This is a genomic window from Streptomyces sp. NPDC104096 (assembly GCF_055584385.1).
Genome location: NZ_JBVJMD010000081.1, coordinates 1 through 24789, shown reverse-complemented (window position 1 = coordinate 24789; position 24789 = coordinate 1). Strand labels below are relative to the sequence as shown.

24 protein-coding genes are annotated in these 24789 nt (G+C 71.1%); 9 read left to right on the top strand and 15 right to left on the bottom strand.

Annotation, left to right across the window (positions count from 1 at the left end; genetic code table 11):
* Positions 1-560: 560 nt before the first annotated feature.
* Positions 561-1247: a DNA-3-methyladenine glycosylase gene (locus ACZ60B_RS39530; RefSeq protein ID WP_469396077.1), complete on the bottom strand. Its 687-nt coding sequence runs from the start codon at positions 1245-1247 to the stop codon at positions 561-563.
* Between the two features lie 139 nt (positions 1248-1386).
* Between ACZ60B_RS39530 and ACZ60B_RS39525 the strand changes: the two genes are divergently transcribed.
* The 3 genes from ACZ60B_RS39525 to ACZ60B_RS39515 all read left to right on the top strand — a co-directional run bounded on the left by ACZ60B_RS39525 (position 1387) and on the right by ACZ60B_RS39515 (position 3400).
* Positions 1387-2169, top strand: a complete 783-nt coding sequence (locus tag ACZ60B_RS39525) for a sporulation protein (protein WP_469396074.1) — start codon at positions 1387-1389, stop codon at positions 2167-2169.
* Between the two features lie 42 nt (positions 2170-2211).
* Positions 2212-2748: a YbhB/YbcL family Raf kinase inhibitor-like protein gene (locus tag ACZ60B_RS39520; RefSeq protein ID WP_469396072.1), complete on the top strand. Its 537-nt coding sequence runs from the start codon at positions 2212-2214 to the stop codon at positions 2746-2748.
* Positions 2749-2893: 145 nt separating this feature from the next.
* On the top strand, positions 2894-3400 hold the full coding sequence (locus ACZ60B_RS39515) for an HNH endonuclease (protein ID WP_392621946.1): 507 nt from the start codon (positions 2894-2896) through the stop codon (positions 3398-3400).
* Between the two features lie 93 nt (positions 3401-3493).
* On the opposite strand, the gene ACZ60B_RS39510 is transcribed toward ACZ60B_RS39515, so the two are convergent.
* From ACZ60B_RS39510 to ACZ60B_RS39500, 3 genes are all read right to left on the bottom strand, one after another.
* Positions 3494-4435, bottom strand: coding sequence for an SPFH domain-containing protein (locus ACZ60B_RS39510; protein ID WP_469396068.1), 942 nt, complete (start codon positions 4433-4435; stop codon positions 3494-3496).
* 131 nt (positions 4436-4566) lie between these two features.
* Positions 4567-4998: an NfeD family protein gene (locus ACZ60B_RS39505; RefSeq protein WP_469396066.1), complete on the bottom strand. Its 432-nt coding sequence runs from the start codon at positions 4996-4998 to the stop codon at positions 4567-4569.
* Positions 4999-5078: 80 nt separating this feature from the next.
* Positions 5079-5876, bottom strand: a complete 798-nt coding sequence (locus ACZ60B_RS39500; protein WP_450667668.1) for an ABC transporter ATP-binding protein — start codon at positions 5874-5876, stop codon at positions 5079-5081.
* Positions 5877-6014: 138 nt separating this feature from the next.
* Here ACZ60B_RS39500 and ACZ60B_RS39495 point away from each other — a divergent pair, with 138 nt between their 5' ends.
* On the top strand, positions 6015-6803 hold the full coding sequence (locus ACZ60B_RS39495) for a hypothetical protein (protein ID WP_469396063.1): 789 nt from the start codon (positions 6015-6017) through the stop codon (positions 6801-6803).
* Between the two features lie 454 nt (positions 6804-7257).
* On the opposite strand, the gene ACZ60B_RS39490 is transcribed toward ACZ60B_RS39495, so the two are convergent.
* From ACZ60B_RS39490 to ACZ60B_RS39480, 3 genes are all read right to left on the bottom strand, one after another.
* Positions 7258-7503: a chaplin family protein gene (locus tag ACZ60B_RS39490; protein ID WP_162469872.1), complete on the bottom strand. Its 246-nt coding sequence runs from the start codon at positions 7501-7503 to the stop codon at positions 7258-7260.
* 170 nt (positions 7504-7673) lie between these two features.
* A complete protein-coding gene (locus ACZ60B_RS39485) occupies positions 7674-8315 on the bottom strand; it encodes a response regulator (RefSeq protein WP_469396060.1) in 642 nt (213 codons plus the stop codon).
* Positions 8308-9522 (bottom strand): GAF domain-containing sensor histidine kinase, encoded by a 1215-nt coding sequence (locus ACZ60B_RS39480; RefSeq protein WP_469396058.1) that lies wholly within the window; start codon positions 9520-9522, stop codon positions 8308-8310. Before ACZ60B_RS39480 ends, ACZ60B_RS39485 begins: the two co-directional genes overlap by 8 nt.
* Before the next feature lie 500 nt (positions 9523-10022).
* On the opposite strand from ACZ60B_RS39480, the gene ACZ60B_RS39475 reads away from it, so the two are divergent.
* Positions 10023-10760: a transglycosylase SLT domain-containing protein gene (locus ACZ60B_RS39475; protein ID WP_469396054.1), complete on the top strand. Its 738-nt coding sequence runs from the start codon at positions 10023-10025 to the stop codon at positions 10758-10760.
* 126 nt (positions 10761-10886) lie between these two features.
* On the opposite strand, the gene ACZ60B_RS39470 is transcribed toward ACZ60B_RS39475, so the two are convergent.
* A complete protein-coding gene (locus ACZ60B_RS39470; RefSeq protein WP_469396052.1) occupies positions 10887-13373 on the bottom strand; it encodes an ABC transporter ATP-binding protein/permease in 2487 nt (828 codons plus the stop codon).
* A gap of 241 nt (positions 13374-13614) precedes the next feature.
* On the opposite strand from ACZ60B_RS39470, the gene ACZ60B_RS39465 reads away from it, so the two are divergent.
* Together ACZ60B_RS39465 and serB are read left to right on the top strand one after the other, a co-directional pair.
* On the top strand, positions 13615-15714 hold the full coding sequence (locus ACZ60B_RS39465; protein ID WP_469396050.1) for a streptophobe family protein: 2100 nt from the start codon (positions 13615-13617) through the stop codon (positions 15712-15714).
* A gap of 170 nt (positions 15715-15884) precedes the next feature.
* Positions 15885-17102 carry a phosphoserine phosphatase SerB gene (serB, locus tag ACZ60B_RS39460; protein WP_469396047.1) on the top strand — a complete coding sequence of 406 codons (1218 nt, stop codon included), beginning with the start codon at positions 15885-15887 and terminating at the stop codon, positions 17100-17102.
* Between the two features lie 145 nt (positions 17103-17247).
* On the opposite strand, the gene ACZ60B_RS39455 is transcribed toward serB, so the two are convergent.
* From ACZ60B_RS39455 to ACZ60B_RS39440, 4 genes are all read right to left on the bottom strand, one after another.
* A complete protein-coding gene (locus ACZ60B_RS39455) occupies positions 17248-17766 on the bottom strand; it encodes a SixA phosphatase family protein (protein ID WP_469396045.1) in 519 nt (172 codons plus the stop codon).
* Positions 17767-17875: 109 nt separating this feature from the next.
* On the bottom strand, positions 17876-18088 hold the full coding sequence (locus ACZ60B_RS39450; protein ID WP_469396043.1) for a hypothetical protein: 213 nt from the start codon (positions 18086-18088) through the stop codon (positions 17876-17878).
* Between the two features lie 287 nt (positions 18089-18375).
* The gene (locus ACZ60B_RS39445; protein WP_450667657.1) at positions 18376-18492 is read right to left on the bottom strand and encodes an SGM_5486 family transporter-associated protein; all 117 of its coding nucleotides are present in this window, start codon (positions 18490-18492) and stop codon (positions 18376-18378) included.
* Positions 18493-18539: 47 nt separating this feature from the next.
* Complete coding sequence (locus ACZ60B_RS39440; RefSeq protein ID WP_469396040.1) at positions 18540-19931, bottom strand: CynX/NimT family MFS transporter; 1392 nt, start codon at positions 19929-19931, stop codon at positions 18540-18542.
* A gap of 82 nt (positions 19932-20013) precedes the next feature.
* Here ACZ60B_RS39440 and ACZ60B_RS39435 point away from each other — a divergent pair, with 82 nt between their 5' ends.
* The gene (locus tag ACZ60B_RS39435; RefSeq protein ID WP_450667655.1) at positions 20014-20703 is read left to right on the top strand and encodes a FadR/GntR family transcriptional regulator; all 690 of its coding nucleotides are present in this window, start codon (positions 20014-20016) and stop codon (positions 20701-20703) included.
* Here the strand turns inward: ACZ60B_RS39435 and ACZ60B_RS39430 are convergent.
* The 3 genes from ACZ60B_RS39430 to fabG all read right to left on the bottom strand — a co-directional run bounded on the left by ACZ60B_RS39430 (position 20684) and on the right by fabG (position 22702).
* Positions 20684-21034 (bottom strand): hypothetical protein, encoded by a 351-nt coding sequence (locus ACZ60B_RS39430; RefSeq protein WP_469396037.1) that lies wholly within the window; start codon positions 21032-21034, stop codon positions 20684-20686. The two genes, ACZ60B_RS39435 and ACZ60B_RS39430, sit on opposite strands and share 20 nt — an antisense overlap.
* 175 nt (positions 21035-21209) lie before the next feature.
* Positions 21210-21977, bottom strand: a complete 768-nt coding sequence (fabI, locus tag ACZ60B_RS39425) for an enoyl-ACP reductase FabI (RefSeq protein ID WP_469396034.1) — start codon at positions 21975-21977, stop codon at positions 21210-21212.
* A 5-nt stretch (positions 21978-21982) separates the two neighbouring features.
* Entirely contained in the window at positions 21983-22702 is a 720-nt protein-coding gene (fabG, locus tag ACZ60B_RS39420; protein WP_152892583.1) for a 3-oxoacyl-[acyl-carrier-protein] reductase, read from the bottom strand.
* A gap of 517 nt (positions 22703-23219) precedes the next feature.
* Here fabG and ACZ60B_RS39415 point away from each other — a divergent pair.
* Positions 23220-24743, top strand: coding sequence for a TldD/PmbA family protein (locus ACZ60B_RS39415; RefSeq protein ID WP_469396032.1), 1524 nt, complete (start codon positions 23220-23222; stop codon positions 24741-24743).
* Positions 24744-24789: the final 46 nt, after the last annotated feature.

The window sequence follows — 24789 nt, the reverse complement described above, 5'->3', positions numbered from 1 at the left end:
GGAACGGACGCTTCCTTCGTACTCACCCTCTCGGGCTTTCCTCCGGGCTTTTTCCCTTCGGTCTTGCGTTTCCGACTCTATCAGACCGTTTCGCGATCCGATTCCCTGTCGACGGGATTTGCCTCAGGCTTCTTTGCTTTCGCTTGTCGGCCTTTCGACATTCACTACGTTAGCCGATTCTCTCCGCAGCTCATAATCGAGCTTTCGACAATCCGAATTCGAACGTGCAGGCACGTCGAAATGGACCCCGTCAGAGGTGGTCGTGAGTAGTGGGTTGGCCACTCCCGGTTGCTGGCGATCGCCATATCCGGTTCAGCGGCTCGGACCACATTACGCACCCTGTGGGTGCGCGTCAACTTGGTCGGCGTCTCGGCGTGTGGGCCCAGCGGGGGCGGCGCGGTCGGGTCGACGGTGCCCCGGTGCCACTGGAGGAGCAGGCGAGCGGGCATGTGCGCGTGCCGGCCGGTGCGCGGGCCGTGCCGAGAGCGGTGGCCGGGCGGGCTCGGTCTTTGGCCCGTTCCTTGTCGTGTCGGGCCGAAAGCCGATGTCTGCGCGCCGGCTCAGGCCTCGCCGGACGGCTTGGCCCTTGGGCTCAGCCGGTACGCGGAGACTGTCGGATCACCGGCGAGATAGAAGCGGTGCTGCCAGTCGTGGGCTTTGCTCACGCCCACCCGGGGGCCGACCCGGATGAGCGCGGCGGGTGCCGGCTCGCCCTCGGACAGTGCCACCGAGGCACCCGTCAGCAGGTCCGCGCCGTCGTGCTCGGCCGTGATGCCGAGCGCCTGACAGAAGTTCCCCGGGCCCCGCGCCAGGCGTGCGGTCTCGACCTTCGCCCCTCGTCGTCTGCGTGCCAGGTCCTCCCCTTCGACGACCCTGCCCGCGCGGATGAGGACGGCCGAGGCCGTACCGTCCGTTCCGGTGACGATGTTGGCGCACCAGTGGAGGCCGTGGGACCGGTAGACGTACAGGTGTCCCGCGGGCCCGAACATCACGGCGTTGCGGGGTGTCCTGCCCCGGTAGGCGTGGGAGGCGGGGTCGGCCGCGCCGGAGTACGCCTCGGTCTCCGTGATGGCGATCCGCACGGTTCCCTCGGAGGTCTCGTGGGTGAGGACGGCCCCGAGCAGTTCGGGGGCGACTTCTTCGGCGGAACGGGCGAGGAAGCGGCGGAGAGGATCGGGGGCGACTTCGGGTACGGGCCGGTCGACGGGGTCCTTGTCGTGGGGCGTACGGTCAGGGGTCGCGATCATGCCCTCCGAGAGTAGTGCAGACGGGGCGGTCCGACGGGGTAGTCAGGGAGCGCTCGCCTTGCCAGGGTGTGGGGCACGGAACCGGTCACGGCCGGACCGCGTGGGTAGGGATCAGAGGTCCACACGTAAAGGGAGAGTCATGGGGTTCAAGAAGCTGCTCGCGAGTCTGGGGGCCGGTGGGGCTTCGGTCGAGACCGTGCTGACCGAGGTCAACGTCGTTCCGGGTGGCGTCGTCCAGGGTGAGGTCCGGATCCACGGCGGGTCCGTCAACCAGCAGATCGAGGGGCTGTCGGTCGGGCTCCAGGCGAAGGTCGAGGTCGAGAGCGGCGACCAGGAGTACAAGCAGGACATCGAGTTCACCAAGGTGCGGCTCGGTGGTGCCTTCGAACTCCAGGCGGGTGCCGTGCACGCGGTGCCGTTCGGGCTGGAGATCCCCTGGGAGACGCCGATCACGATGATCGACGGGCAGGCGCTGCGCGGGATGCACATCGGGGTGACCACCGAGCTGGAGATCGCGCGGGCCGTGGACTCCGGTGACCTGGACCCGATCAACGTGCACCCGACGCCGGCGCAGAAGGCGATCCTGGACGCCTTCATCCAGCTCGGCTTCCGCTTCAAGAACGCGGACATGGAGCGCGGTCACATCCGCAACACGCGGCAGCGGCTGCCCTTCTACCAGGAGATCGAGTTCTACCCGCCGTCGCAGTACCGGGGGCTGAACCAGGTCGAGCTGAGCTTCGTGGCCGACGAGCACGCGATGGACGTCGTCCTGGAGATGGACAAGAAGCCGGGCCTGTTCAGCGAGGGCAGCGACACCTTCCGCTCCTTCCAGGTGGGTCAGCACGACTTCCACGGGACCGACTGGGCGGCATACCTCAACCAGTGGCTGTCCGAGGTCGGCAGCAAGCGCAGCTGGTTCTAGGCTCGGAGCTCAGTGCAAGGAAACCGATCAGGAGGTATCGAGGTGACCGAGCTCAAGCGGCGGCCGCTCCCCCATGACTTCCATCCGCCCGTGCCGTCGTTCACGGTGACGAGCGAGGACGTCCAGGAGGGCGCGACGCTCAAGGACGCTCAGGTCCACGCGGCCGGCAACACCTCGCCGCAGCTGCGGTGGGAGGGCTTCCCGCCCGAGACCAAGAGCTTCGCCGTGACCTGCTACGACCCGGACGCCCCGACGGGCAGCGGGTTCTGGCACTGGACCGTGTTCGACATCCCGGCCTCGGTCACGGAGCTGCCCGCCGGTGCGGGCAGCGGCAAGTTCGAGGGGCTGCCCGAGGGTGCCGTGCAGGTGCGCAACGACTACGGCACGAAGGACTTCGGCGGTGCCGCGCCGCCGCCCGGCGACGGCCCGCACCGGTATGTGTTCACGGTGTACGCGGTGGACCAGGAGAAGCTCGGTCCGGACGCGGACGTGTCGCCCGCGGTCGTCGGGTTCAACCTGCGGTTCCACGCGGTCGCGCGTGCCCAGTTGATCGGTGAGTACGAAGTAGCCGCAGTCTGACGTTCATAGAACGTTTGCCCGCCTCTGGTCTTGGAAGTGATCAGAGGCGGGCATTTTTTATTGCGTTGTCCATCTCGGCGTGCCCGGCCAGAGTTGATCCAAGCCCGCCGGGGAGTGGGCCGGTGCGCATGGGAGGTGGGCTGGAATGCGAGACACGCTGGTACTGAACGCCAGTTTCGAGCCGCTGTCGACGGTGACGTTGAACCGAGCCGTCGTTCTGGTGCTCCAGGACAAGGCCGTCGTCGAGCAGGCCCACCCCGAACTGCGTATGCGCGGAGCCGCGGTCGACATACCCGCGCCCCGGGTGATCAGACTGTGCAGGTACGTACGGGTGCCCTTCCGAAGACAAGCTCCGTGGTCGAGGCGGGGCGTGCTGGTGCGGGACCGGCACAGGTGCGCGTACTGCGGCCGGCGGGCGACGACCGTGGACCACGTGGTGCCGAGGGCGCAGGGCGGCAGGGACTCCTGGCTGAACACGGTCGCCTCGTGCGCGGAGGACAACCACCGCAAGGCCGACCGGACACCGGAGCAGGCGGGTATGCCGCTGCTGCGGCAGCCGTTCGAGCCGACGCCCGCGGACGCGATGCTGCTGTCGCTGGGGCACGAGGACTTCGACGCGCTGCCGGAGTGGCTGGGGCAGCCCGCCGCCTGAGCCGGCTGCCGCGCCCGCCTGGGCGTGGTCCGACGAAATCGGGGCCCCTCTCTTCGGAGGTGGGCCCCGGTTTCCGTCCGCGTGTGCCGGTGGTCAGTCGAGGGTCGGCTTCTCCCGGCGCTCCGTGGCACCGGAGTTGCCGTTGCCCGAACCTCCGCCCATGGAACCGAAGTTGCCCATGGCGCCGGAGAGGCCCTTGAGGGCGTCGCCGATCTCGCTGGGCACGATCCAGAGCTTGTTGGCGTCGCCTTCGGCGATCTTCGGGAGCATCTGGAGGTACTGGTACGACAGCAGCTTCTGGTCCGGGTCTCCGGCGTGGATCGCCTCGAAGACCGTACGGACGGCCTGGGCCTCGCCCTCCGCGCGCAGGGCCGCGGCCTTGGCCTCACCCTCGGCCCGGAGGATCTGGGACTGCTTCTCGCCCTCCGCGGTGAGGATGGCGGCCTGGCGGGTACCTTCGGCGGTGAGGATCGCGGCGCGCTTGTCGCGGTCGGCGCGCATCTGCTTCTCCATCGAGTCCTGGATGGAGGTCGGCGGCTCGATCGCCTTGAGTTCGACGCGGTTGACCCGGATGCCCCACTTGCCGGTCGCCTCGTCGAGGACACCGCGCAGAGCGGCGTTGATCTCCTCGCGGGAGGTCAGGGTCCGCTCCAGGTCCATGCCACCGATGATGTTGCGCAGCGTGGTGACGGTGAGTTGCTCGATGGCCTGGATGTAGCTGGCGACCTCGTAGGTGGCGGCGCGGGCGTCGGTCACCTGGTAGTAGATGACGGTGTCGATGTTGACCACCAGGTTGTCCTGGGTGATCACCGGCTGCGGCGGGAACGGCACGACCTGCTCACGCAGGTCGATGCGGTTGCGGATGGTGTCTATGAACGGGACCACGATGTTGAGGCCCGCGTTGAGTGTGCGCGTGTAGCGGCCGAAGCGCTCCACGATGGCCGCGCTCGCCTGTGGGATGACCTGGATCGTCTTGATCAAGGCGATGAAGACCAACACCACCAGAATGATCAATACGATGATGACCGGTTCCATCGTGGCTCCCCGTGCCTTTCTCCGCCTCGGCGCTTTCGGAAGATCTTATGGTTGTTGAAGATCTTGCTGGTCGAGTCTGACAGACCCTCGTGTGCCTCGTGGGGTGTTCCGGTCACTTGCGTCGAGCGAGGTCAGATGACGATCGCCGTGGCTCCCTCGATGTCGACGACGTCCACCTCCTGGCCCGCTTCGTAGGCGCGGTCGGCGTCGAGGGAACGCGCCGACCAGACCTCTCCGGCGAGCTTGATACGGCCTCCGGAGCCGTCGACGCGTTCCAGGACGAGGGCCTGCTTGCCCTTCAAGGCGTCGATGCCCGTGGCGAGTTGGGGCCGCTGCGCACGGTGCCGGTTCGCGATGGGACGCACCACGGCGATGAGGGCGACCGAGACGACGACGAACACGAGGACCTGGGCGACGACGCCGAAGCCGAGTCCGGCCGTCACGGCGGCGGCGACCCCGCCCACGGCGAACATGCCGAACTCCGGCATCGCGGTCACCACGAGCGGGATGCCGAGCGCTGCCGCGGCGACGAGCCACCACACCCATGCGTCGATGTCGTTCACACGGCCATGGTAGGTCCGCGGGACCGGTCACCGACAGGGCGCCCAGGGGTACTTGGGGGCTGCTTCAGGTTTTCGGGACCTCAGTTCATCGGCAGGCCGTGCGCGGTCCAGCGGTCACCGACCTGCTCGACGAGGAGCGGGAGGCCGAAGCAGAGGGAGAGGTTGCGGGAGGTGAGTTCGAGCTCCAGCGGGCCCTGGGCGAGGACCTTGCCCTGGCGGATCATCAGGACGTGGGTGAAGCCCGGGGCGATCTCCTCGACGTGGTGCGTGACCATGATCATGGAGGGGGCGATCGGGTCGCGGGCCAGCCGGCCGAGGCGGCGGACCAGGTCCTCGCGGCCGCCGAGGTCGAGACCGGCCGCCGGCTCGTCGAGCAGCAGCAGCTCGGGGTCGGTCATCAGGGCTCGGGCGATGAGGGTGCGCTTGCGCTCGCCCTCGGAGAGGGTGCCGAACTTCCGGTCGAGGAACTCCGTCATGCCGAGGCGGTCGAGGAAGGCGCGGGCGCGCTGCTCGTCGACGGCCTCGTACTCCTCGTGCCAGCCGGCCGTCATGCCGTACGCGGCGGTCAGCACGGTCTGCAGGACGGTCTGCTTCTTGGGGAGCTTGTCGGCCAGGGCGATGCCCGCCACGCCGACGCGCGGGCGCAGCTCGAAGACGTCGCTGCCCGGCTTGCCCAGCGTCTCGCCGAGCACGGACACGCTGCCCGAGCTGGGGAAGAGGTAGGTGGAGGCGATGTTCAGGAGGGTCGTCTTGCCGGCGCCGTTCGGGCCGAGGATGACCCAGCGCTCACCTTCCTTGACCGACCAGGAGACCTGGTCCACGAGAGCCCGGCCCTCACGGACCACGGATACGTCCTGAAGTTCCAGAACTTCGCTCATGAGCGCGTTGTCTCCCCTTGCAGTGTGGCCGGTCTCGGCGTCTCGGCTGTCGCGTGCGCCGGTGGGCGCAGCCCTCGAAGAAATCTACGCCACCGGCCGCCCGCTCCATTCCATCGGTCCGGTCCTTAGGGTGGAGACATGCTCACGGAACCGCGCTCTGGACGCCTCGCCGCTTGGGGAAATGCCCTTTTGGCCGGATTTGCCTCTCCTGATGACGCCGTGCTCGCCGTCGTCGGGGAGGACGCCGTGCACCGGGTGGAGGGGTTGCCCGGTGAGCCGGGGCCGGTCGGGCTGACGCTGGCGCTGGGGCGGCTGCGCAGACTGGGTGTGACCGGGCTGCTGGTCGCGCTGCCCGCGCCGGGGCATCCGCTGGGGCTGAGCGGGCCGCCCGAGTTCAATGCGCGGGCGCTGGAGGCCGAGGAGGCGGTGGTCTGCCACGGGGCCGCGCTGGGGCTCGTGCCCGAGGTGTACGAGGCCGGGCCCGCCGGTGACGTGCACGTCGAGGTGGTCTGGCACTGTCTGCCGGTGCGGGAGGCTCCGCCCGCGGACGTGCCGTCGCTGGGCGAGGCGGAACGGGAACTCGCCGAGGCGCTGCGCGAGGCGACGGCGGTTCTCTCCCGGCTGGACGTCGCCGGTTCGGGGCCGGTGGCGGAGGCGGCACTGGACGCGTACCGGGCTCGGGCCGAGCGGGGGCGGGAAGTGCTGGCACCGGGGTATCCGCCGCGGGCGGTGCGGGTGCTGGAGCTGGCGCAGCGGGTGGGGCTGCTGGTCGCACTGGCGCACGAGAGGGGGCACGGGGGCGCGGTGAGCGCGTCCGAGATGGGAGCGCGGACCCAGGCCCTGCGGCCGGTGGAGCGAACGGCCCGGCGGGCACAGGTGGCCGCGTACAACTCCGTCGTGGAGGAGCGGGAGCGGGGGGTGCGGTGAGCGTCGGCCGCGGGTGACCGACGCTCGTGCCCCCGGAGTCCGGGCGCCGGGTTATCCGGGTCCGTCGGTCCGGTGGGGCCGGATGGCCCGGGGCACGGGCGGACCGGCGGCGACAGCGGGCGGACCCAGCGGTCGGAGCGATCGGCGGCACGGCCGGGGCGGGAGCGGGTGCCGGAGACCGGCAGCGGTCCGGCCGACCCACGGCACGGCCGGGCTGGGCAGCGGACGCGGGCAGACCGGCGGCGCGGCCGGACGGGCCGGCGTCCGCCGGGGCGGACAGCGGGAGCGGACGGACCCGCATCCGTCGGGCGGAGTCGCGGCATGACCGGACAGGCCCGGATCCGTCGGGGCGGACCCCCGGGGCGGTCGTGCGGGGTGGGGGCGAGGCGGGGAAGACGGTCGGCCTCCCGGGAGTGTCCGGGAGGCCGATGGGCGTTGCCGTGGGGCGGCTGGGTCAGTGGTTGAGGCCGAGGTTGCCGAACGCCGGGTTCAGCAGACCGACGACGTTGACGCTGTTGCCCACCACGTTCACGGGGATGTGCACCGGAGCCTGGACGACGTTGCCCGAGACGACGCCGGGCGAGTTCTTGGCCTCGCCGCCGGCCCACGCGCCGTCGGTCGCGGAGGCCATGCCGGCTCCCGCGGCGATCAGCCCGCCGGCCACCATCGTCACGGCCGCCGCCTTCTTCAGGTTCTTCACTTCTCAACCCCTCCTTGTGGTCACCGCGGCAATCGCCGCAGCACGCACTGGAGAACGGCGGAGATCCACGAAGGATGCGCCATCCGGGGGACATTCCCACGACGGTATGAATCTCAGACCGGGGCGGAACCTTTCCGGAGCGTCACCGTGAGCGCGGTGCGGTGGTCATATCAGCTGGTCACGCCATGGCGTACGGCCCACAGCGCGGCCTGGGTGCGGTCGGCGAGGTCGAGCTTCATCAGGATGTTCGAGACGTGCGTCTTGACCGTCTTCTCGGACAGGACGAGGGCACGGGCGATCTCGCGGTTGGACCGGCCGTCCGCTATCAGCCCCAGCACCTCGCGCTCCCGGTCCGTCAGCGAACCGCCCCTGCCCTGGCCGGAGTTGGCCTCCTCCTGGGACAACAGCGCGGCGGCGACCTCGGACTGGAGCAGGACGTGACCCGCGTGCACGGACCGGATGGCCGCGGCCAGCGCGTCGGGGTCCACGTCCTTGTATACGTAACCGGCGGCGCCCGCGCGCAACGCAGGGACCACGGTGCGCTGTTCGGTGAAGCTGGTGACGATCAGCACGCGCGCGGGGTTGGCCAGTTCGCGCAGTCGGCGCAGGGCCTCCACGCCGTCCGTGCCGGGCATCTTGACGTCCATCAGGACGATGTCGGGGGTCAGCTCCTCGGCGCGGGCGACCCCTTCGGCGCCGTCCGCGGCCTCGCCCACGACCTCGATGTCCTCCTGCACCTCCAGGAAGGTGCGCAGGCCTCGGCGGACGACCTGGTGGTCGTCGACGAGCAGCACTCTGATGGGATCAGCCACCGGGGACCTCCAGCTCGATCGTGGTGCCCTTGCCGGGCGCCGACTCCACCGTCAGGGTGCCGCCGACCCCGCTCGCCCGGTCCCGCATGGAGACCAGGCCCAGGTGGCGTCCGGCCTGTCGTACCGTCTGCGGCTCGAAGCCGCCGCCGTCGTCCGTGACGCGCAGGACCGCGCCGCAGCCGTGGCGGCCCACCGTCACGTCCACGTGCGCCGCCCCGGAGTGCCGCAGGGCGTTGTGCAGGGCCTCCTGGGCGACCCGGAGCACGGCCTCCTCCTGGGCTGCCGGGAGCGCGCGGAACTTGTGGGCGGTGAAGGTGACGCGCGCGGTGTGGGCGCGGTCCAGGACCTGTGTCTGGGTGCGGAGCGTGGCGACCAGACCGTCCTCGTCCAGCGCGGCGGGGCGCAACTCGACCACCGCGGCGCGCAGTTCTTCCGTCGCCTCGGCGGCGAGCGCGGCCACCTGTTGCAGCTCTCCCTTGGCGCGGGCGGGGTCGCGGTCGACCAGGGCCGCGGCCGCCTGTGCGGTCAGGCGCAGCGAGAACAGCTTCTGGCTCACCGCGTCGTGCAGTTCGTGGGCGAGCCGCGAGCGCTCCTCGACGATGGTCAGTTCGCGGCTGCGCTCGTAGAGGCGGGCGTTGGTGAGGGCGATGGCGGCGTGCTGGGCGAGGATGGAGAGCAGTTCCTCGTCCTCCCGCGTGAAGCCGCACCCGTCCGCCGGCTCTCCGCACGCGGCCTCGCCGTCCGCCGGGCGTCCGCACGCGGAGTGTCCGTCCGCCGGGCGCCCGTCCGCCGGGCGCAGCTTGTTGGCGAGGAAGAGCGCGCCGATGACCTCGTCGCCGTCGCGGATCGGCAGGCCCAGGAAGTCCGACAGCTCGGGATGGGCTTCGGGCCAGCCCTCGAAGCGGGGGTCCTTGCGCACGTCGGCGAGGCGCTCGGGGCCGGTCTCGTGGAGCATCGCGGCGAGGATGCCGTGCTGGCGCGGGAGCGGGCCGATGGCCTTCCACTGCTCGTCGCTGACCCCGTCGACCACGAACTGGGCGAAGCCGCCGTGGTCGTCCGGGACGCCGAGGGCGGCGTACTGCGCGTCGAGCAGTTCACGGGCCGAGGCGACGATCGTCTTGAGGACGTCGCGCACCTCCAGGTGCCTGCTCATGGCCAGCAGCGCGGCACTCACCGCGACGAGGCCGGACCGGGGGCCTTGACTCATGACCTCACCGTACCGGCGGGCCACGACAGCGGGATCGGTCCGACGGCGCCCCCGGCCGGGCCGGTGGGCCTACGTCCGAGGTCCGAGGTCCGCGGGCCCCGGTCCCGAGCTCCGTGGGCCCCGGCCCGGGGACCTCGGTCCCCGGCCCCGCCCCTGGCCTCCGCCTCTGACCCAGAGGGTTGCTTTAGCAACTCTCAGTGAGCACTTCCCGTCGGGCCTGTGAGTCGCCACATAGGGTCCGCATCACGTACTAGGGGTCATAGGAGATATCAACATCCTGTATGAACGGGAAAGACCACCTAATATGCCCCGGTTTGCACCTACCGGGTCCACTATCCGATTTCGTACGTCACATCTTTGCCACCGGGTTTTGCGACAGCTAAGAATTGCTGTCGTCGCTCAGCGCCACGGGTTCTGTCCCGGGGTGCTCGTGCCGAAAGCACAGGTGTCCCCCGCCGGACGGAAGAGCGACCTCCGCGCTAACGAAGAGGTCATCTGTCATGCCCAAGCACAGCCGCGCCCGTGGTTACAGTCCCAAGCTGAACAGGTCTCACAAGATCGCCGTCATCGGTGTCGCCGCCCTCGGTGTCACCACTGTCGTCGTCTCCGCGGTTCCGAGCAGCGCCGAGACCACGAGCCAGGCCGTCACCACGGCGCGCGTGGCCTACAGCACCGAGCAGATCAAGGACGTCAAGGCCAGCGTCACCGACCAGCTCGCCGGTACCAGCGTGAAGGTCGAGGCCATCGCCGCGCAGAAGAAGGCCGAGGACACCGCGCGGCAGCAGGCCGAGGCCAAGCGACGGGCCGAGGCCGACCGGCAGGCCGCCGCTCGGAAGGCCGCGGAACGCCCGGCCGACAAGCCCGCGAGCCGGGCCGCCGAGCGCCCCCAGGTCCAGAAGGCCGCGCCGAAGACGTACCCGAACAACCTCGACGGCTGGATCCGCGAGTCCCTGGACATCATGCAGAGCAAGGGCATCCCGGGCAGCTACAGCGGTCTGCACCGCAACATCATGCGGGAGTCCTCCGGCAACCCGATGGCCATGAACGGCTGGGACAGCAACGCCGCCAAGGGCATCCCGTCGAAGGGCCTGCTCCAGGTCATCCAGCCGACCTTCAACGCGTACCACGTGGCCGGCACCTCGTGGAACATCTACGACCCGGTCGCCAACATCACCGCGGCCTGCAACTACGCGGCCGACCGGTACGGCTCGATGGACAACGTCAACAGCGCGTACTGAGGCGGCGCGGGCCTCGGAGCGCGGACGCCGAAGGGCGGCACCCCGGCAGGGGTGCCGCCCTTCGGCGTCGTACGGACCGGGTCGGTACGGACCGGGTCGGTACGGACCGGGTCGGTACGGACCGGGTTACTTGCGCATGACCTCGGGCTCGTGGCGGCGCAGGAAGCGGGCCACGAAGAAGCCGCAGATCACGCCGAGGACGATCAGGACGGCCATGTCCAGACCCCAGGCGCCCACGGTGTGGTCCCACAGCGGGTCCGTGCTCCCGCCGTCCGTGGGCGGGCTGATCTTGTTGAAGTCCAGCGTGGCGCCGGCCGCGGCGACCGCCCAGCGCGACGGCATCAGGTACGAGAACTCGTTGACGCCCACCGAGCCGTGCAGGGTGAACAGGCAGCCGGTGAAGACGACCTGGATGATCGCGAACATGACCAGCAGCGGCATGGTCTTCTCGGCGGTCTTCACCAGGGCGGAGATGATCAGGCCGAACATCATCGAGGTGAAGCCCAGCGCCATGATCGGCACCGAGAGTTCGAGGATGGTCGCGCCGCCGAAGACCAGGCCCTTGTCCGGGATCGTCCGGCTGAAGAAGCCGATGGTGCCGACCAGGGCGCCCTGGAACACGGTGATCGCGCCGAGCACGAACACCTTGGACATCAGATAGGCCGAGCGGGACAGGCCGGTGGCGCGCTCCCGCTCGTAGATGACCCGTTCCTTGATCAGTTCTCGTACGGAGTTGGCGGCACCGGCGAAGCAGGCGCCGACCGCGAGGATCAGCAGCACCGTGGTGGCCGTGCCGTTGGGGATGATCCGGCCGGTCTTCGGGTTGGCCGGGTTGGGCAGCAGAGTGTGGTCGGCGTCGATGAGCAGGCTCACCGCGCCGAGCACGGCCGGCAGGATCACCATCAGCGCCAGGAAGCCCCTGTCCGAGGCGATCACCGAGGTGTAGCGGCGCACCAGCGTGACGAACTGGGACATCCAGCCCTGCGGCTTCGGCGGCTTCATCGCCTGCATCGGCGCGATCGGTACGGACTGCGGCGCGACGGCGTCGATGTCCGCGGCGTACATCTGGTAGTGCTGCGAGCCCTTCCAGCGGCCCGCCCAGTCGTAGTCGCGGTAGTTCTCGAAGGCGGAGAAGACGTCGGCCCAGGTGTCGTAGCCGAAGAAGTTCAGCGCCTCCTCCGGCGGACCGAAGTAGGCGACCGAGCCGCCGGGCGCCATCACCAGGAGCTTGTCGCAGATCGCCAGCTCGGCCACCGAGTGGGTGACGACGAGGACGGTACGGCCGTCGTCGGCGAGGCCGCGCAGCAGCTGCATGACATCGCGGTCCATGCCCGGGTCGAGGCCGGAGGTCGGCTCGTCCAGGAAGATCAGCGACGGCTTGGTGAGCAGCTCCAGGGCCACCGAGACACGCTTGCGCTGGCCGCCGGAGAGGGAGGTGACCTTCTTCTCCTTGTGGATGTCCAGCTTCAGCTCGCGCAGCACCTCGTCTATCCGGGCCTCGCGCTCGGCGGCCGTGGTGTCGGCCGGGAAGCGCAGCTTGGCCGCGTACTTGAGGGCCTTCTTGACGGTCAGTTCCTTGTGCAGGATGTCGTCCTGCGGGACCAGACCGATGCGCTGGCGCAGTTCGGCGAACTGCTTGTACAGGTTGCGGTTGTCGTAGAGGACCTCGCCCTGGTCGGCGGGCCGGTAGCCGGTGAGCGCCTTCAGCAGCGTCGACTTGCCGGAACCGGACGGTCCGATGACCGCGATCAGCGACTTCTCGGGGACGCCGAAGGAGACGTCCTTGAGGATCTGCTTGCCGCCGTCGACGGTGACGGTGAGGTGGCGCGCGGAGAAGGACACCTCACCGGTGTCGACGAACTCCTCCAGCCGGTCGCCGACGATCCGGAACGTCGAGTGGCCGACGCCGACGATGTCGGTCGGGCCCAGCAGCTGGGTGCCGCCCTTGGGGATCGGCTGGCCGTTGACGTACGTGCCGTTGTGCGAGCCCAGGTCGCGGATCTCCATGCGGCCGTCGGGCGTCGAGTGGAACTCCGCGTGGTTGCGGGAGACCTGGAGGTCCGAGACGACCAGGTCGTTCTCCAGGGCACGGCCGATGCGCATCACCCGGCCGAGGGAGAACTGGTGGAACGTGGTCGGGCTGCGGTCGCCGTAGACCGGTGGCGCCCCCGCGCCCCCACCGGGCCCCTGCTGCTGCGGGATCGACGGGGCCGGCTGGCTCCACGCGCCGTCCGCCTGCGGTGTCTGCGGGGCCTGTTGGGCCCAGCCGGGGTTCGCGCCCTGCGCGGCGTACGGCTGCGGCTGGGGCTGCGCGACGGGTGCGGCGCCCGAAAGGGTCATGCACGGACCGTCGTTGGCGTTGCCCAGGTGCACCGTCGAGCCGGGGCCGAGCTCCATCTGCTGGATGCGTCGGCCCTGCGCGAACGTGCCGTTGGTGCTTCCGTGGTCCTCGATGACCCAACCGCGGCCGTTGTGGCTGACCGTGGCGTGACGCCAGGAGACCCTGGCGTCGTCGAGGACGATGTCACCCTGCGGATCACGTCCCAGGGTGTATGGCCTGGACGGATCGAGCGTCCAGGTGCGTCCGTTCAATTCCAGTACGAGTTCCGGCACTCCAGCCCCACTGAGTTGTCCCCCGAGTTACCCCCATCACAGGGAGTCTAGGGATGTCGAACATCGGGGGGAACTATTTCAGGAGCGGCCGCCTGACCGAAAGTCGGGCCTTGTGACGACGGCGTACGCACGCTTCGGCCCGCGCCGTTGACGGGGTCGAAACCGGACCGGAGAGTGGTAATCCCCCACGAGGGGGGCATGGTGCGCGGTGGCCGCCGCGCAGCGGATCGGGGGGTCTGCCATGAGTGCTGGCACGGGCGTCTGGACCGGCGGAAATGCCCGACCGGGCAAAGGCGTGCCCTGGGGGGACGTCCTGCTGTCCGCGATCGCCGCGGTGAGCTGGGCGTTGATCGGGATGGCGGGCACGGCGGCGCTCGGGCTGCATCTGCTGGAGGCCGACACCGCGGGCTCGCTCGGCCCGATGACCGCGGCGGTCGTGACCCTGGGGGCCGGTGGTTCGGTCTCGCCGTCCGGGGACGTGTCCGCTTTCGGCCTGAAAGGCGCGCAGGCCACCACGGCCATCGAGATCACGCCACTGGGCGTGGGGCTGGTCGGGGCGCTGCTGTTGTCGTGGTTCTTCCTGCGGTCGCTGCGCACGGCCGGAGTCGTGATCTCGCCGGCCGAACTCCTCGCGCGCGCGGGGGCGATGATCGCCCTGTTCGTGGCGATGCTGGGCGGGCTGGCCTGGGCGGGCCATGACGTCGTCACCCTCGACGGGGGCTCGCTCGGCCTCGACGACCTGCCGGGCGGAGGGGGCGGTGGCGGCGGGGTGAGCGTGCCGGGGCTGGGGGATCTCGGGAACATCGGGGGGCTGCTGCCGGACCGGCTGGGCGACCTGGTCGACGCGAAGGCGGCGGTCGGGTTCTCCGTCGACACGGCGCCCACCCTGCTGGGGGGTCTGGGCTGGGCGACCGGGGTCCTGCTGATCGCCCTGCTGGCCTCGCGCCGCACGCCGCTGCCGGCCGGCTGGACGGCCGTGCACCGGGTGGTGCGGCCGGCCGTGTCCGCGCTGGTCACGGTGGTGCTGGTGGCGGTGGCGGCGGGCGTCGCGGCGGCGGCGTACGCGGCGATCGGCGACGACCACCCCGAGCGGATCGCGGGAGCCGCGCTGCTCGGCGCGCCGAACGGGGTGTGGCTGGGTCTGCCGCTCGGTCTGTTCGTGCCGTGGGACGGCCGGGCCACCGGAGCGCTGGGCAGGCTCCTGCCCGACCCGCTGGACCGGCTGCTCAGCGTGTCGTCCGACCGGCCGGTGACGCTGGGCCGACTGGCGGACCTGGACGGACGGGTGTGGCTGCTGGCGGTCGCGGCGGCGCTGGCGATGCTGCTCGCCGGGGTGCTGACGGCGGTACGGACGCCGGTGGCGGCCGCGGTACGGGCTCGGGTCGGGACATCGGTGGACGGGCCCGGGACGCTCGGCGTAGGCGGTACGGGGGCGCTCGCGGCATCGGGCCGCCCCTCGTCGGACGTACCGGGTCCCGGGACGGAGGCGGCGGGCGGCGGGCCCGGCGGCGCGGGGGATCCGGGCGCGCTGGGCTTCGCGGGACGGTGCGCGCTGCGGCTGGGGGTCGTGACCGCGTCGGCGCTGCCGCTGCTGGCCTGGCTGACGGAGGTGTCCGTGAACGCCTCGCTGTCGGTGCTCGGCTTCGACGCGTTCGGCGCCGGGATCGAGCTCCACGGCCACCTGGGGGCGGCGCTGCTCCTCGGCGCGGTGTGGGGCGCGGGGGCGGGGGCCGTCGGGGCGCTGCTGGCGCACGGGGCCGGGGCGGCGGGACGGCGGGCGGCTCCCCTGGCACTGGGTGACACGGTCGGGGGCCGGGCGGCCCACGGGACCGACGGGGCCTCGGGGCCGGGTACGGCGGCCGGCGGCGGGGTTCCCGGGCGGTACGGGGCGGCGCGGCCGTACGCGGCGCAGTCGGGGCCGTACACGCCGGGCACGCCCCACCGGCCGCCGAACCCCGTCACCAATCCGTACCTGCGGTTGCCGGACGAGCTGCGCGAACCGCAGGACGCGCGGCCACCGGGCGGCGGGTCCGGCACCGGCGGGCCGGGCGGCCGGGCCGGTACGGGGACGGCGGGCGACACGGACGGTGCGGGGGCGGCCGGCGAGTCGGGCGGACGGTGGTCGCCCGGGGAGCCGACCGCGCGCGACGACAGGCACGACGCCAGACACGACGACAAGTACGGCGACAGGCACGACGTGTACGGGGCCCCGACCGTGGCCCGGCCGTTCGATCCGCCCCCGCGGCGCCCCCCTGGCCGGCGTCCCGGGCAGCGGCCGCCGACCACGCCGGAGGAGGGCCCGCCTCCCCCACCGCCACCTGCCCCGAAAGGGCCCCGGTGAGCTGCGCCTCGGCCGTGGCCGCCGGACGGGCGCCCGGCTCGACGCCCTCCGGGGCGCGGTCGTAGCCTGCTCGTAAGATGCCCGCTGTCCGGTGGACATGAAGTGTTATGTGTCCGTCAGACGGACGTGAGGCGCAAAAGGCACGGGGTGCCGGATACGGTGGTGACACCATGAGCGCTTCGCAGACCTCGACAGCTGACGTCCCCACTCTCCTCGTCAAGATCTTCGGCAAGGACAGGCCGGGCATCACCGCCGGCCTCTTCGACACCCTCGCCGCCTTCTCCGTCGACGTGGTCGACATCGAGCAGGTCGTCACGCGTGGCCGGATGGTGCTGTGCGTGCTCGTCACCGAGCCGTCCCCGGAGCTGCAGGGAGAACTGCGGGCGACCGTCCACAGCTGGGCGGACTCGATGAAGATGCAGGCGGAGATCATCTCCGGCATCGGCGACAACAGGCCGCGCGGTCACGGCCGCTCCCTCGTCACCGTGCTGGGTCATCCGCTCACCGCGGAGTCGACCGCCGCCGTCGCCGCCCGGATCACCAGGGCCGGCGGCAACATCGACCGTATCTTCCGGCTGGCCAAGTACCCCGTGACCGCGGTGGAGTTCGCGGTGTCCGGCGTGGAGACGGAACCGCTGCGCACCACGCTGGTGACCGACGCGGCCGCGCTCGGTGTGGACATCGCGGTCGTGTCGGCGGGCCTGCACCGGCGTGCCCAGCGGCTGGTCGTCATGGACGTGGACTCCACGCTCATCCAGGACGAGGTGATCGAACTCTTCGCGGCGCACGCCGGCTGCGAGGACAAGGTCGCCGAGGTGACGGCGGCCGCGATGCGCGGGGAGCTGGACTTCGAGCAGTCGCTGCACGCGCGGGTGGCCCTGCTGGAGGGGCTGGACGCCTCCGTGGTGGAGAAGGTGCGCGCCGAGGTGCGGCTCACGCCGGGGGCGCGCACGCTGATCCGTACGCTGAAGCGGCTGGGCTTCCAAGTCGGCATCGTCTCCGGCGGGTTCACCCAGGTCACCGATGACCTCAAGGAGCGGCTCGGGCTGGACTTCGCCCAGGCCAACACCCTGGAGATCGTCGACGGGAAGCTGACCGGCCGGGTCACGGGCGAGATCGTGGACCGGGCGGGCAAGGCACGGCTGCTGCGCAGGTTCGCCGCCGAGGCGGGCGTACCGCTGGCCCAGACGGTGGCGATCGGCGACGGCGCCAATGACCTGGACATGCTCAACGCGGCCGGCCTGGGGGTCGCCTTCAACGCCAAGCCGGTGGTGCGCGAGGCGGCGCACACGGCGGTGAACGTGCCCTTCCTCGACACGGTGCTGTATCTGCTGGGCGTCACCCGCGAAGAGGTCGAGGCGGCGGACACCCACGACGACCAGTGCTGAACCGTTCCCGCACGGCTGCGGACGGTGTCCGCGGCGACCGACGACCGGCGACTGACGACCGGCGACCGGCGACCGGCGACTGACGAGCGATGAGGGGTCCTGCACCGAGCCGGTGCAGGACCCCTCGCGCACTGCGGGTGAGCGCTCAGTCGCTCGGCGCCCAGTAGTCGACCAGGGTGGCCACGCCGGGCTCCAGGGTCTTCCAGGACCCCTCGAAGGTCAGTACGGCGAAGGCGGCGGCCGGGTAGCCCCGGGCGCTCATCCGCTGCCGGGCGTCGCCCTCGGCCGAGCCCGCCAGGATGTCGGCGAGGTTCTGCACACCCGGGTTGTGACCGACCAGGAGCAGGTTGTGCACGTCGTCGGGCGTCTCGTTGAGCAGTGCGATCAGCTCGCCGGGCGAGGCCTCGTAGATCCGCTCCTCGTAGGCGGTTTTCGGCCGGTGCGCGAACTCCGAGACGGCGATCTTCCAGGTCTCGCGGGTACGGACCGCCGTGGAGCACAGGGCCAGGTCGAAGGCGATGCCGGAGTCGGCGAGCTTGAGTCCGGCGACCGCCGCGTCCTTGCGGCCCCGGTCGGCGAGCGGCCGCTCGTGATCGGTCACCTCGGGCCAGTCGGCTTTCGCATGTCGGAAGAGGACAATCCTGCGGAATTCAGCGACGCTCATGGAATCCAGCTTCGCATGAAACACGCCATGGGGCGCAGGCAGTTGAGATGCTGCTTCACCGGCGGCTTCCGGTGCCGCGGCGGGGTCCGGCGGTCCTTCGGCGAGCACGTCAGTAGCGGGCCAGCAACTCCCGTACGCGCTCCAGGAGATGGGTGATCGCCGGATCGCCCGCGGTCGCCGCCTGGGCGTCGGACGGGTTCAGCATCAGCGCGAGCAGGGTGATGAAGGCCAGCGCCGGCAGGGCGAGCGCCCACCAGGGCAGCCGGATGTCGGCAGGGCCCGTCGTCGCCGGGTGGGTCCGGGGGTGCGTGGGGGCCGACATGGATGCCTCCGCTGGTCTCCGCGTGGTCCGTGGCCCGCCGGTCGCGGCCACACCTCGAAGTTACGGAGTCCAGGGGCCCCAACCCATCCGGTGGCCCACCCACTTGACCCTGACCCTGGCCCCCTAGGGGACTGGGGGGCTGGCCCCACCACAGGAGGGGGCGGTACCGCCATGGACGCCGCGACCGGCCGCTCGACGCGGAGCCGCTGGGAGGCCGCAGGAAGCGGGTCGTGCCGGATCGCGCCAGGTCAGACGGGCCGCGAGGGCCCGAGGAGGCGTCGAGGGCGTCAGGGCGAGGCGATGGTCGCGATGACGGCGATGATCACGAAGATGGCGAGGAACGAGCCGAAGACCATGAGCATCTTCTTCTGGCCGTCCGGCGGATTCGGTTCGAGCACGGGCATGGGGCAAGTCTCGCACCCGCCGCCGGCCGGGTGCCGCCGGGGTGCGGTCAGCGCGCCGCCTCGTCCTCCACCGTACGGTCGCGCCCGGCCAGCACGCCCACGGCCATCTGCGGGACCATCAGTGCCGCCATGAGCGCGATCGGCAGCCCCCAGCCGCCGCTGTGCTGGTAGAGCACGCCCACCAGCAGCGGGCCGGGGATCGAGATCAGATAGCCGGTGCTCTGCGCGAAGGCCGACAGCTGGGCCACGCCCACCCCGGTCCTGGCCCGCATCCCGACCATCGTCAGGGCCAGCGGGAAGGCGCAGTTGGAGACGCCGAGCAGCACGGCCCAGGCCCAGGCACCGCCGGCCGGGGCGAGGTACAGGCCGGCGTACCCGGCCAGGCCGCAGGCGCCGAGCGCGAGCACGATGGGGCCCTGGTGGGGCAGCCGGGTGGCCAGGCGCGGGATGACGAAGGCGAGGGGGACGCCCATCACCATCGTCACGGCCAGCAGCAGTCCGGCCGTGCTCGCGGGCACCCCGGCGTCCCGGAAGATCTGCGCCATCCAGCCCATGGTGATGTAGGCGGCCGTGGCCTGGAGGCCGAAGAAGACGGCGAGCGCCCAGGCGGTACGGCTGCGGGTGATCCGCAGCGCGGGGCGGCTCGGCTCCCCGGCCCCGGACCCGGACACGCGCTCGGACCCGGTCCCGGCCCCACGCTCGGCCCCGGACACAGGCACGGAAACAGCCACGGGCTCGGGCGCGGCCATGGCGCCCCGGCCTCGGACCAGCGGCAGCCACGGCAGTACGGCCGCCGCGGCCAGGGCCGCCCAGACCACGAGCCCGGTCTGCCAACTGCCGCCGAGCGCCCTGGTCATGGGCACGGTCACGGCGGCGGCGGTGGAGGTGCCGAGGGCCAGCGCCATGGAGTACAGACCGGTCATGGAGCCGACCCGGTCCGGGAACCAGCGCTTGACGATGACCGGCATCAGGACGTTGCTGACCGCTATGCCCATGAGGGCGAGCGCGCTGGCCGCGACGAACCCGGCCGTGCTTCCCGCGTACGGCCGTACGAGCAGACCGGCGGTGATCGCGACCATGCCCGCGCAGACCACCGCGGCCGGACCGAAGCGGCGGGCGAGCCTGGGCGCCATGACGCCGAAGACGGCGAAGCAGAGCGGCGGCACCGAGGTGAGCACCCCGGCGAGGCTGCCGCTCATCCCGAGCCCGTCCCGGACCTCCTCCAGGAGGGCGCCGAGGCTGGTGATGGCGGGGCGCAGGTTGAGCGCGGACAGCACGATGCCGACGGCGACCAGACGCGGCACCCACGCGCGCGCGGCCGTGCCCTTGCCCGTGCCGCCCCCCGCGCTCGTCCCCGTGGCCGTGTTCCTGTCCATGGCCGCGCTCGTGTCCGTTTTCGTGTTCGTGGACGCCACCGTCCCGGTTCCCTCGTTCGCCATGAGGTCCATCATAGAATCATGGGATGATTGGTTGTCCATCCCCGGGTGGCCCGCGACCGCCCGCCGCGTGCGAAGGTGTGCCATGCCCCTGAGCCATCCCCGTCGCTCGGCGCTGTCCGAGCAGGTCATCGCCGAGCTGCGCAACCAGATCACCTCGGGCGAGTGGCCGGTCGGCTCCCGGATCCCGACCGAGCCCGAGCTGGTCGAGCAGCTCGGGGTCGCCCGCAACACGGTCCGCGAGGCCGTCCGGGCGCTCGCGCACAACGGTCTGCTGGACATCCGCCAGGGCTCCGGCACCTACGTCGTGGCGACCAGCGAGCTGGCGGGCGTGATGCACCGCCGCTTCTCCGGCGCCGATCCGCGGCACATCGCCGAACTGCGCTCCGCGCTGGAGTCCGCGGCGGCCCGGCTGGCGGCCGAACGGCGTACCGAGAAGGACCTCAAGCAGCTCGACACGCTGCTGCTGCGCCGCGAGGAGGCCTGGGCGTCGGGGGACGCGGAGGCGTTCGTGGTGGCCGACGCGACCTTCCATCTGGCGGTGGTGTCCGCGTCCCACAACGACGTCATGACCGCGATGCACGCGGACCTGGGCGAGGTGCTGCGCGACTGGCTGCGCGACGACGTCGGCGAGGAGCTGACGCCGGAGGCGTACATGGAGCACACCCGGCTGGTCGACGCGATCCGCTCGGGCGACGCGGACACGGCCGCCGCGGAGGCGGCCGGCTATCCGCTCCTGTGCCGGCCGGGGCGCTTCACCGCTTCTGGTGACTGATCCACACCGACCGCACCTCCATCCAGCACCGGCCGGCCAGTCGTACGGTCATCGCGGGCCCGGTGTCGACGACGGGACCGTCGACGTCGAGGTCCCACCAACGGTCGCACTCGACGTGCAGAGCGACACGATCGATGTCGGCATAGGGGTTGTGGCAGTAGGCGACGACATGGGAGCCGTCGACGGTGGTCCGGCACTCGGCCCCGAACGGCTGCCGCGGGGCCTGCTGATCCCCTGCCTTCACGCGCGGGTGGGGCATCGCCTCGTACGGCAGGGACAGCGCAAGAGCGACGGCTACGGTCACTGGGGCCAGGCTGTGGGACAGGCGCACAAGGGGGACCTCCTCGGCCGGGCTGGGGAGGATCTCGCGTGGGGTACGCGTTACTCCATTGTGCGCAATCGTCACCCGCTCAGGCCTGGTCGAAGGGGCCGAACGGGTGACGCCCCGCCCCCCGCGCGCTGCGGGGAACGGGGCGTCGACGTCGTACGGGACGACGTACGAAGGATCACGCACCGATGGCGTGCAGACCGCCGTCCACGTGGACGATCTCGCCGGTGGTCTTCGGGAACCAGTCGCTCAGCAGTGCGACGACGCCCTTGCCTGCCGGCTCCGGGTCCTTGAGGTCCCACTCCAGCGGGGAGCGGCTGTCCCACACGGCGGCCAGATCGCTGAAGCCCGGGATGGACTTGGCGGCCATGGAGCCGAGCGGGCCCGCGGAGATGAGGTTGCAGCGGATGTTCTGCTTGCCCAGGTCGCGCGCGATGTAGCGGCTGGTGGCCTCCAGGGCGGCCTTGGCCGGGCCCATCCAGTCGTACTGCGGCCACGCGAACGAGGCGTCGAAGGTGAGGCCGACGACCGAGCCGCCGTTCTGCATCAGCGGCAGGCAGGCCATGGTCAGCGACTTCAGGGAGAACGCCGAGACGTGCATGGCGGTGGAGACCGACTCGAACGGCGTGTTGAGGAAGTTGCCGCCGAGCGCGTCCTGCGGCGCGAAGCCGATGGAGTGCACGACGCCGTCGAGGCCGCCGAGCTCCTCGCCGACGACGTCGGCCAGGCGCGCGAGGTGCTCGTCGTTGGTGACGTCGAGCTCGATGACCTTGGTGGGCTTGGGGAGCTTCTTGGCGATGCGCTCGGTCAGCGTGGGGCGCGGGAACGCGGTCAGGATGACCTCGGCGCCCTGCTCCTGGGCCAGCCGGGCGGCGTGGAAGGCGATGGAGGCCTCCGTCAGCACACCGGTGATCAGGACACGCTTGCCCTCGAGAATTCCGCTCATGGTGATCAGTGACCCATTCCCAGTCCGCCGTCAACGGGGATGACGGCTCCAGTGATGTACGAGGCGTCGTCCGAGGCGAGGAACCGCACCGTCGCGGCGATCTCCTCCGGCTGCGCGTACCGGCCGAGCGGGACCTGCGAGACGATGCCCGCGCGCTGCTCGTCGGTGAGCACCTTGGTCATGTCGGTGTCGACGAAACCGGGCGCGACGACGTTGAAGGTGATGTTGCGCGAGCCCAGCTCACGGGCGAGCGAGCGCGCGAAGCCGACCAGGGCGGCCTTGGAGGCGGCGTAGTTGGCCTGTCCGGCGGAACCGAGCAGTCCGACCACCGACGAGATGAGGACGACCCGGCCCTTCTTGGCCCGCAGCATGCCGCGGTTGGCGCGCTTGACCACACGGAAGGTGCCGGTGAGGTTGGTGTCGACGACCGAGGTGAAGTCCTCCTCGGACATGCGCATCAGGAGCTGGTCCTTGGTGACGCCGGCGTTGGCGATCAGGACCTCCACCGGGCCGTGCGCGGCCTCGATCTCCTTGTAGGCCTGCTCCACCTGCTCGGTGTCGGTGATGTCGCACTTGACGGCCAGGCAGCCCAGCTCGGTCAGCGCGGCCGGCGGCTCGCCCGACCGGTACGTGATGGCGACCTTGTCGCCGGCATCGGCGAACGCGCGGGCGATGGCGAGGCCGATGCCCCGGTTTCCTCCGGTGACGAGAACCGAGCGGCTCAACGGATCACCCTTTCCGTAGGGGTTTGACACACCCGCCCGAACGAACTGGACCACAGGCGGCTTCACCGAAAACCTATCGGTAGCCGCCTGCCTGCAAGGAAGCGGGCACCGACAGTGGCGGACGGCAGGTCCTGTGGGATCCCTACAGGTCGACGCGGCTCCGGTCGGTCCCCATGAGGTCCGGGGCGGAGCAGATCGGCGGCAGGGTGGCGGCCCGTCCCGGACGCCAGACGTTGCCGGCCGAGCGCCCGGACACCGCGTTCACGTTCGACCGCCGATCCCGGTGAGGCCGGTATCCGCCATCGGCGCCATGGCAGGCTGCGTTCCCGGGTCCTGGACCGCCGGGCCACGGTGAGTCCGCTGGAACAGATGCGAGGAGCGCCATGCGCATCACCCCCGAGCCGGGCCGGTTCAAGAGCAATTGGGTCGGCGTCGGACGTGATGTTCGTGGGAGGGTACGGGAGTTGGTCCCGTACCCTCCCCCTGTTCCACGAGAAGCTCGAAGGGATCCCCATCCGTGCCCCATGAAATCGATCAGTCATTTCTGGCGCTGCCGCTCAGGGCCCTCGCCGACGCCGCGCTCGCGCGGGCGCGGGCGCTCGGCGCGCAGCACGCGGACTTCCGGTTCGAGCGGGTGCGCAGCGCGTCGTGGCGGCTGCGGGACGCGAAGCCGTCGGGGTCGTCCGACACCACGGACCTCGGGTACGCGGTGCGGGTCGTGCACGGCGGCACGTGGGGGTTCGCGTCGGGCGTCGATCTGACGATGGACGCGGCGGCCAAGGTCGCCTCCCAGGCGGTGGCGATGGCCAAGCTCTCCGCCCAGGTGCTCAGGGCGGCCGGGTCGGACGAGCTGGTCGAGCTCGCCGACGAGCCCGTGCACGCGGAGAAGACCTGGGTCTCGTCGTACGAGATCGATCCGTTCGGCGTGCCGGACGAGGAGAAGGCGGGGCTGCTGGCGCAGTGGAGCGGGCAGCTGCTGGCGGCGCCGGGTGTCAACCATGTCGACGCCTCGCTGCTCACCGTGCACGAGAACAAGTTCTACGCGGACACCGCCGGGACCGTCACCACGCAGCAGCGGGTGCGGCTGCATCCGCAGCTCACGGCGGTGTCGGTGGACGAGTCGAGCGGCGAGTTCGACTCGATGCGGACCATCGCGCCGCCCGTGGGCCGGGGCTGGGAGTACCTCACCGGCACGGGCTGGGACTGGGAGTCGGAGCTGGCGGAGCTGCCGGAGCTGCTGGCGGAGAAGATGCGGGCGCCGAGTGTCGAGCCGGGTCTGTACGACCTGGTCGTCGACCCGTCCAACCTGTGGCTGACGATCCACGAGTCCATCGGGCACGCGACCGAGCTGGACCGCGCGCTCGGCTACGAGGCCGCGTACGCCGGTACGTCCTTCGCCACCTTCGACCAGCTCGGCACGTTGCGGTACGGCTCGCCGCAGATGAACGTCACCGGTGACCGCACCGCCGAGCACGGCCTGGCGACCGTCGGGTACGACGACGAGGGCGTCGAGGCGCAGTCCTGGGACCTGGTGAAGGACGGCACGCTGGTCGGCTACCAGCTGGACCGGCGGACCGCCCGGCTGACCGGGTTCGAGCGGTCCAACGGGTGCGCGTTCGCCGACTCGCCGGGGCATGTGCCCGTGCAGCGCATGGCCAACGTGTCGTTGCGGCCCGATCCCGCGGGGATGTCCACGGAGGACCTCATCGGCGGTGTCGACCGGGGTGTCTACGTCGTCGGGGACCGGTCCTGGTCCATCGACATGCAGCGGTACAACTTCCAGTTCACCGGGCAGCGCTTCTTCAAGATCGAGAACGGGCGGCTCACCGGCCAGCTGCGGGAGGTCGCCTACCAGGCCACGACCACCGACTTCTGGGGGTCCATGGAGGCCGTCGGCGGGCCGCAGACGTATGTCCTCGGCGGCGCGTTCAACTGCGGGAAGGCCCAGCCGGGCCAGGTCGCGGCGGTCTCCCACGGCTGCCCGTCCGCCCTGTTCAGGGGCGTCAACATCCTCAACACCACGCAGGAGGCCGGCCGATGAGCGCCCGCATCCGGACCGGCCGGGGGTCCGGGGGTCGTCCCCCGGG

Coding starts and splice junctions, on each gene's coding strand:
- ACZ60B_RS39455 (WP_469396045.1), bottom strand. CDS start 17,766: ATGAGCGTCGCTGAATTCCGCAGGATTGTCCTCTTCCGACATGCGAAA.
- ACZ60B_RS39465 (WP_469396050.1), top strand. CDS start 13,615: ATGAGTGCTGGCACGGGCGTCTGGACCGGCGGAAATGCCCGACCGGGC.
- ACZ60B_RS39510 (WP_469396068.1), bottom strand. CDS start 4,435: ATGGAACCGGTCATCATCGTATTGATCATTCTGGTGGTGTTGGTCTTC.
- ACZ60B_RS39515 (WP_392621946.1), top strand. CDS start 2,894: ATGCGAGACACGCTGGTACTGAACGCCAGTTTCGAGCCGCTGTCGACG.
- serB (WP_469396047.1), top strand. CDS start 15,885: ATGAGCGCTTCGCAGACCTCGACAGCTGACGTCCCCACTCTCCTCGTC.
- ACZ60B_RS39500 (WP_450667668.1), bottom strand. CDS start 5,876: ATGAGCGAAGTTCTGGAACTTCAGGACGTATCCGTGGTCCGTGAGGGC.
- ACZ60B_RS39445 (WP_450667657.1), bottom strand. CDS start 18,492: ATGCCCGTGCTCGAACCGAATCCGCCGGACGGCCAGAAGAAGATGCTC.
- ACZ60B_RS39495 (WP_469396063.1), top strand. CDS start 6,015: ATGCTCACGGAACCGCGCTCTGGACGCCTCGCCGCTTGGGGAAATGCC.
- ACZ60B_RS39435 (WP_450667655.1), top strand. CDS start 20,014: ATGCCCCTGAGCCATCCCCGTCGCTCGGCGCTGTCCGAGCAGGTCATC.
- ACZ60B_RS39475 (WP_469396054.1), top strand. CDS start 10,023: ATGCCCAAGCACAGCCGCGCCCGTGGTTACAGTCCCAAGCTGAACAGG.
- ACZ60B_RS39480 (WP_469396058.1), bottom strand. CDS start 9,522: ATGAGTCAAGGCCCCCGGTCCGGCCTCGTCGCGGTGAGTGCCGCGCTG.
- ACZ60B_RS39440 (WP_469396040.1), bottom strand. CDS start 19,931: ATGGCGAACGAGGGAACCGGGACGGTGGCGTCCACGAACACGAAAACG.
- ACZ60B_RS39450 (WP_469396043.1), bottom strand. CDS start 18,088: ATGTCGGCCCCCACGCACCCCCGGACCCACCCGGCGACGACGGGCCCT.
- ACZ60B_RS39525 (WP_469396074.1), top strand. CDS start 1,387: ATGGGGTTCAAGAAGCTGCTCGCGAGTCTGGGGGCCGGTGGGGCTTCG.
- ACZ60B_RS39530 (WP_469396077.1), bottom strand. CDS start 1,247: ATGATCGCGACCCCTGACCGTACGCCCCACGACAAGGACCCCGTCGAC.
- fabI (WP_469396034.1), bottom strand. CDS start 21,977: ATGAGCGGAATTCTCGAGGGCAAGCGTGTCCTGATCACCGGTGTGCTG.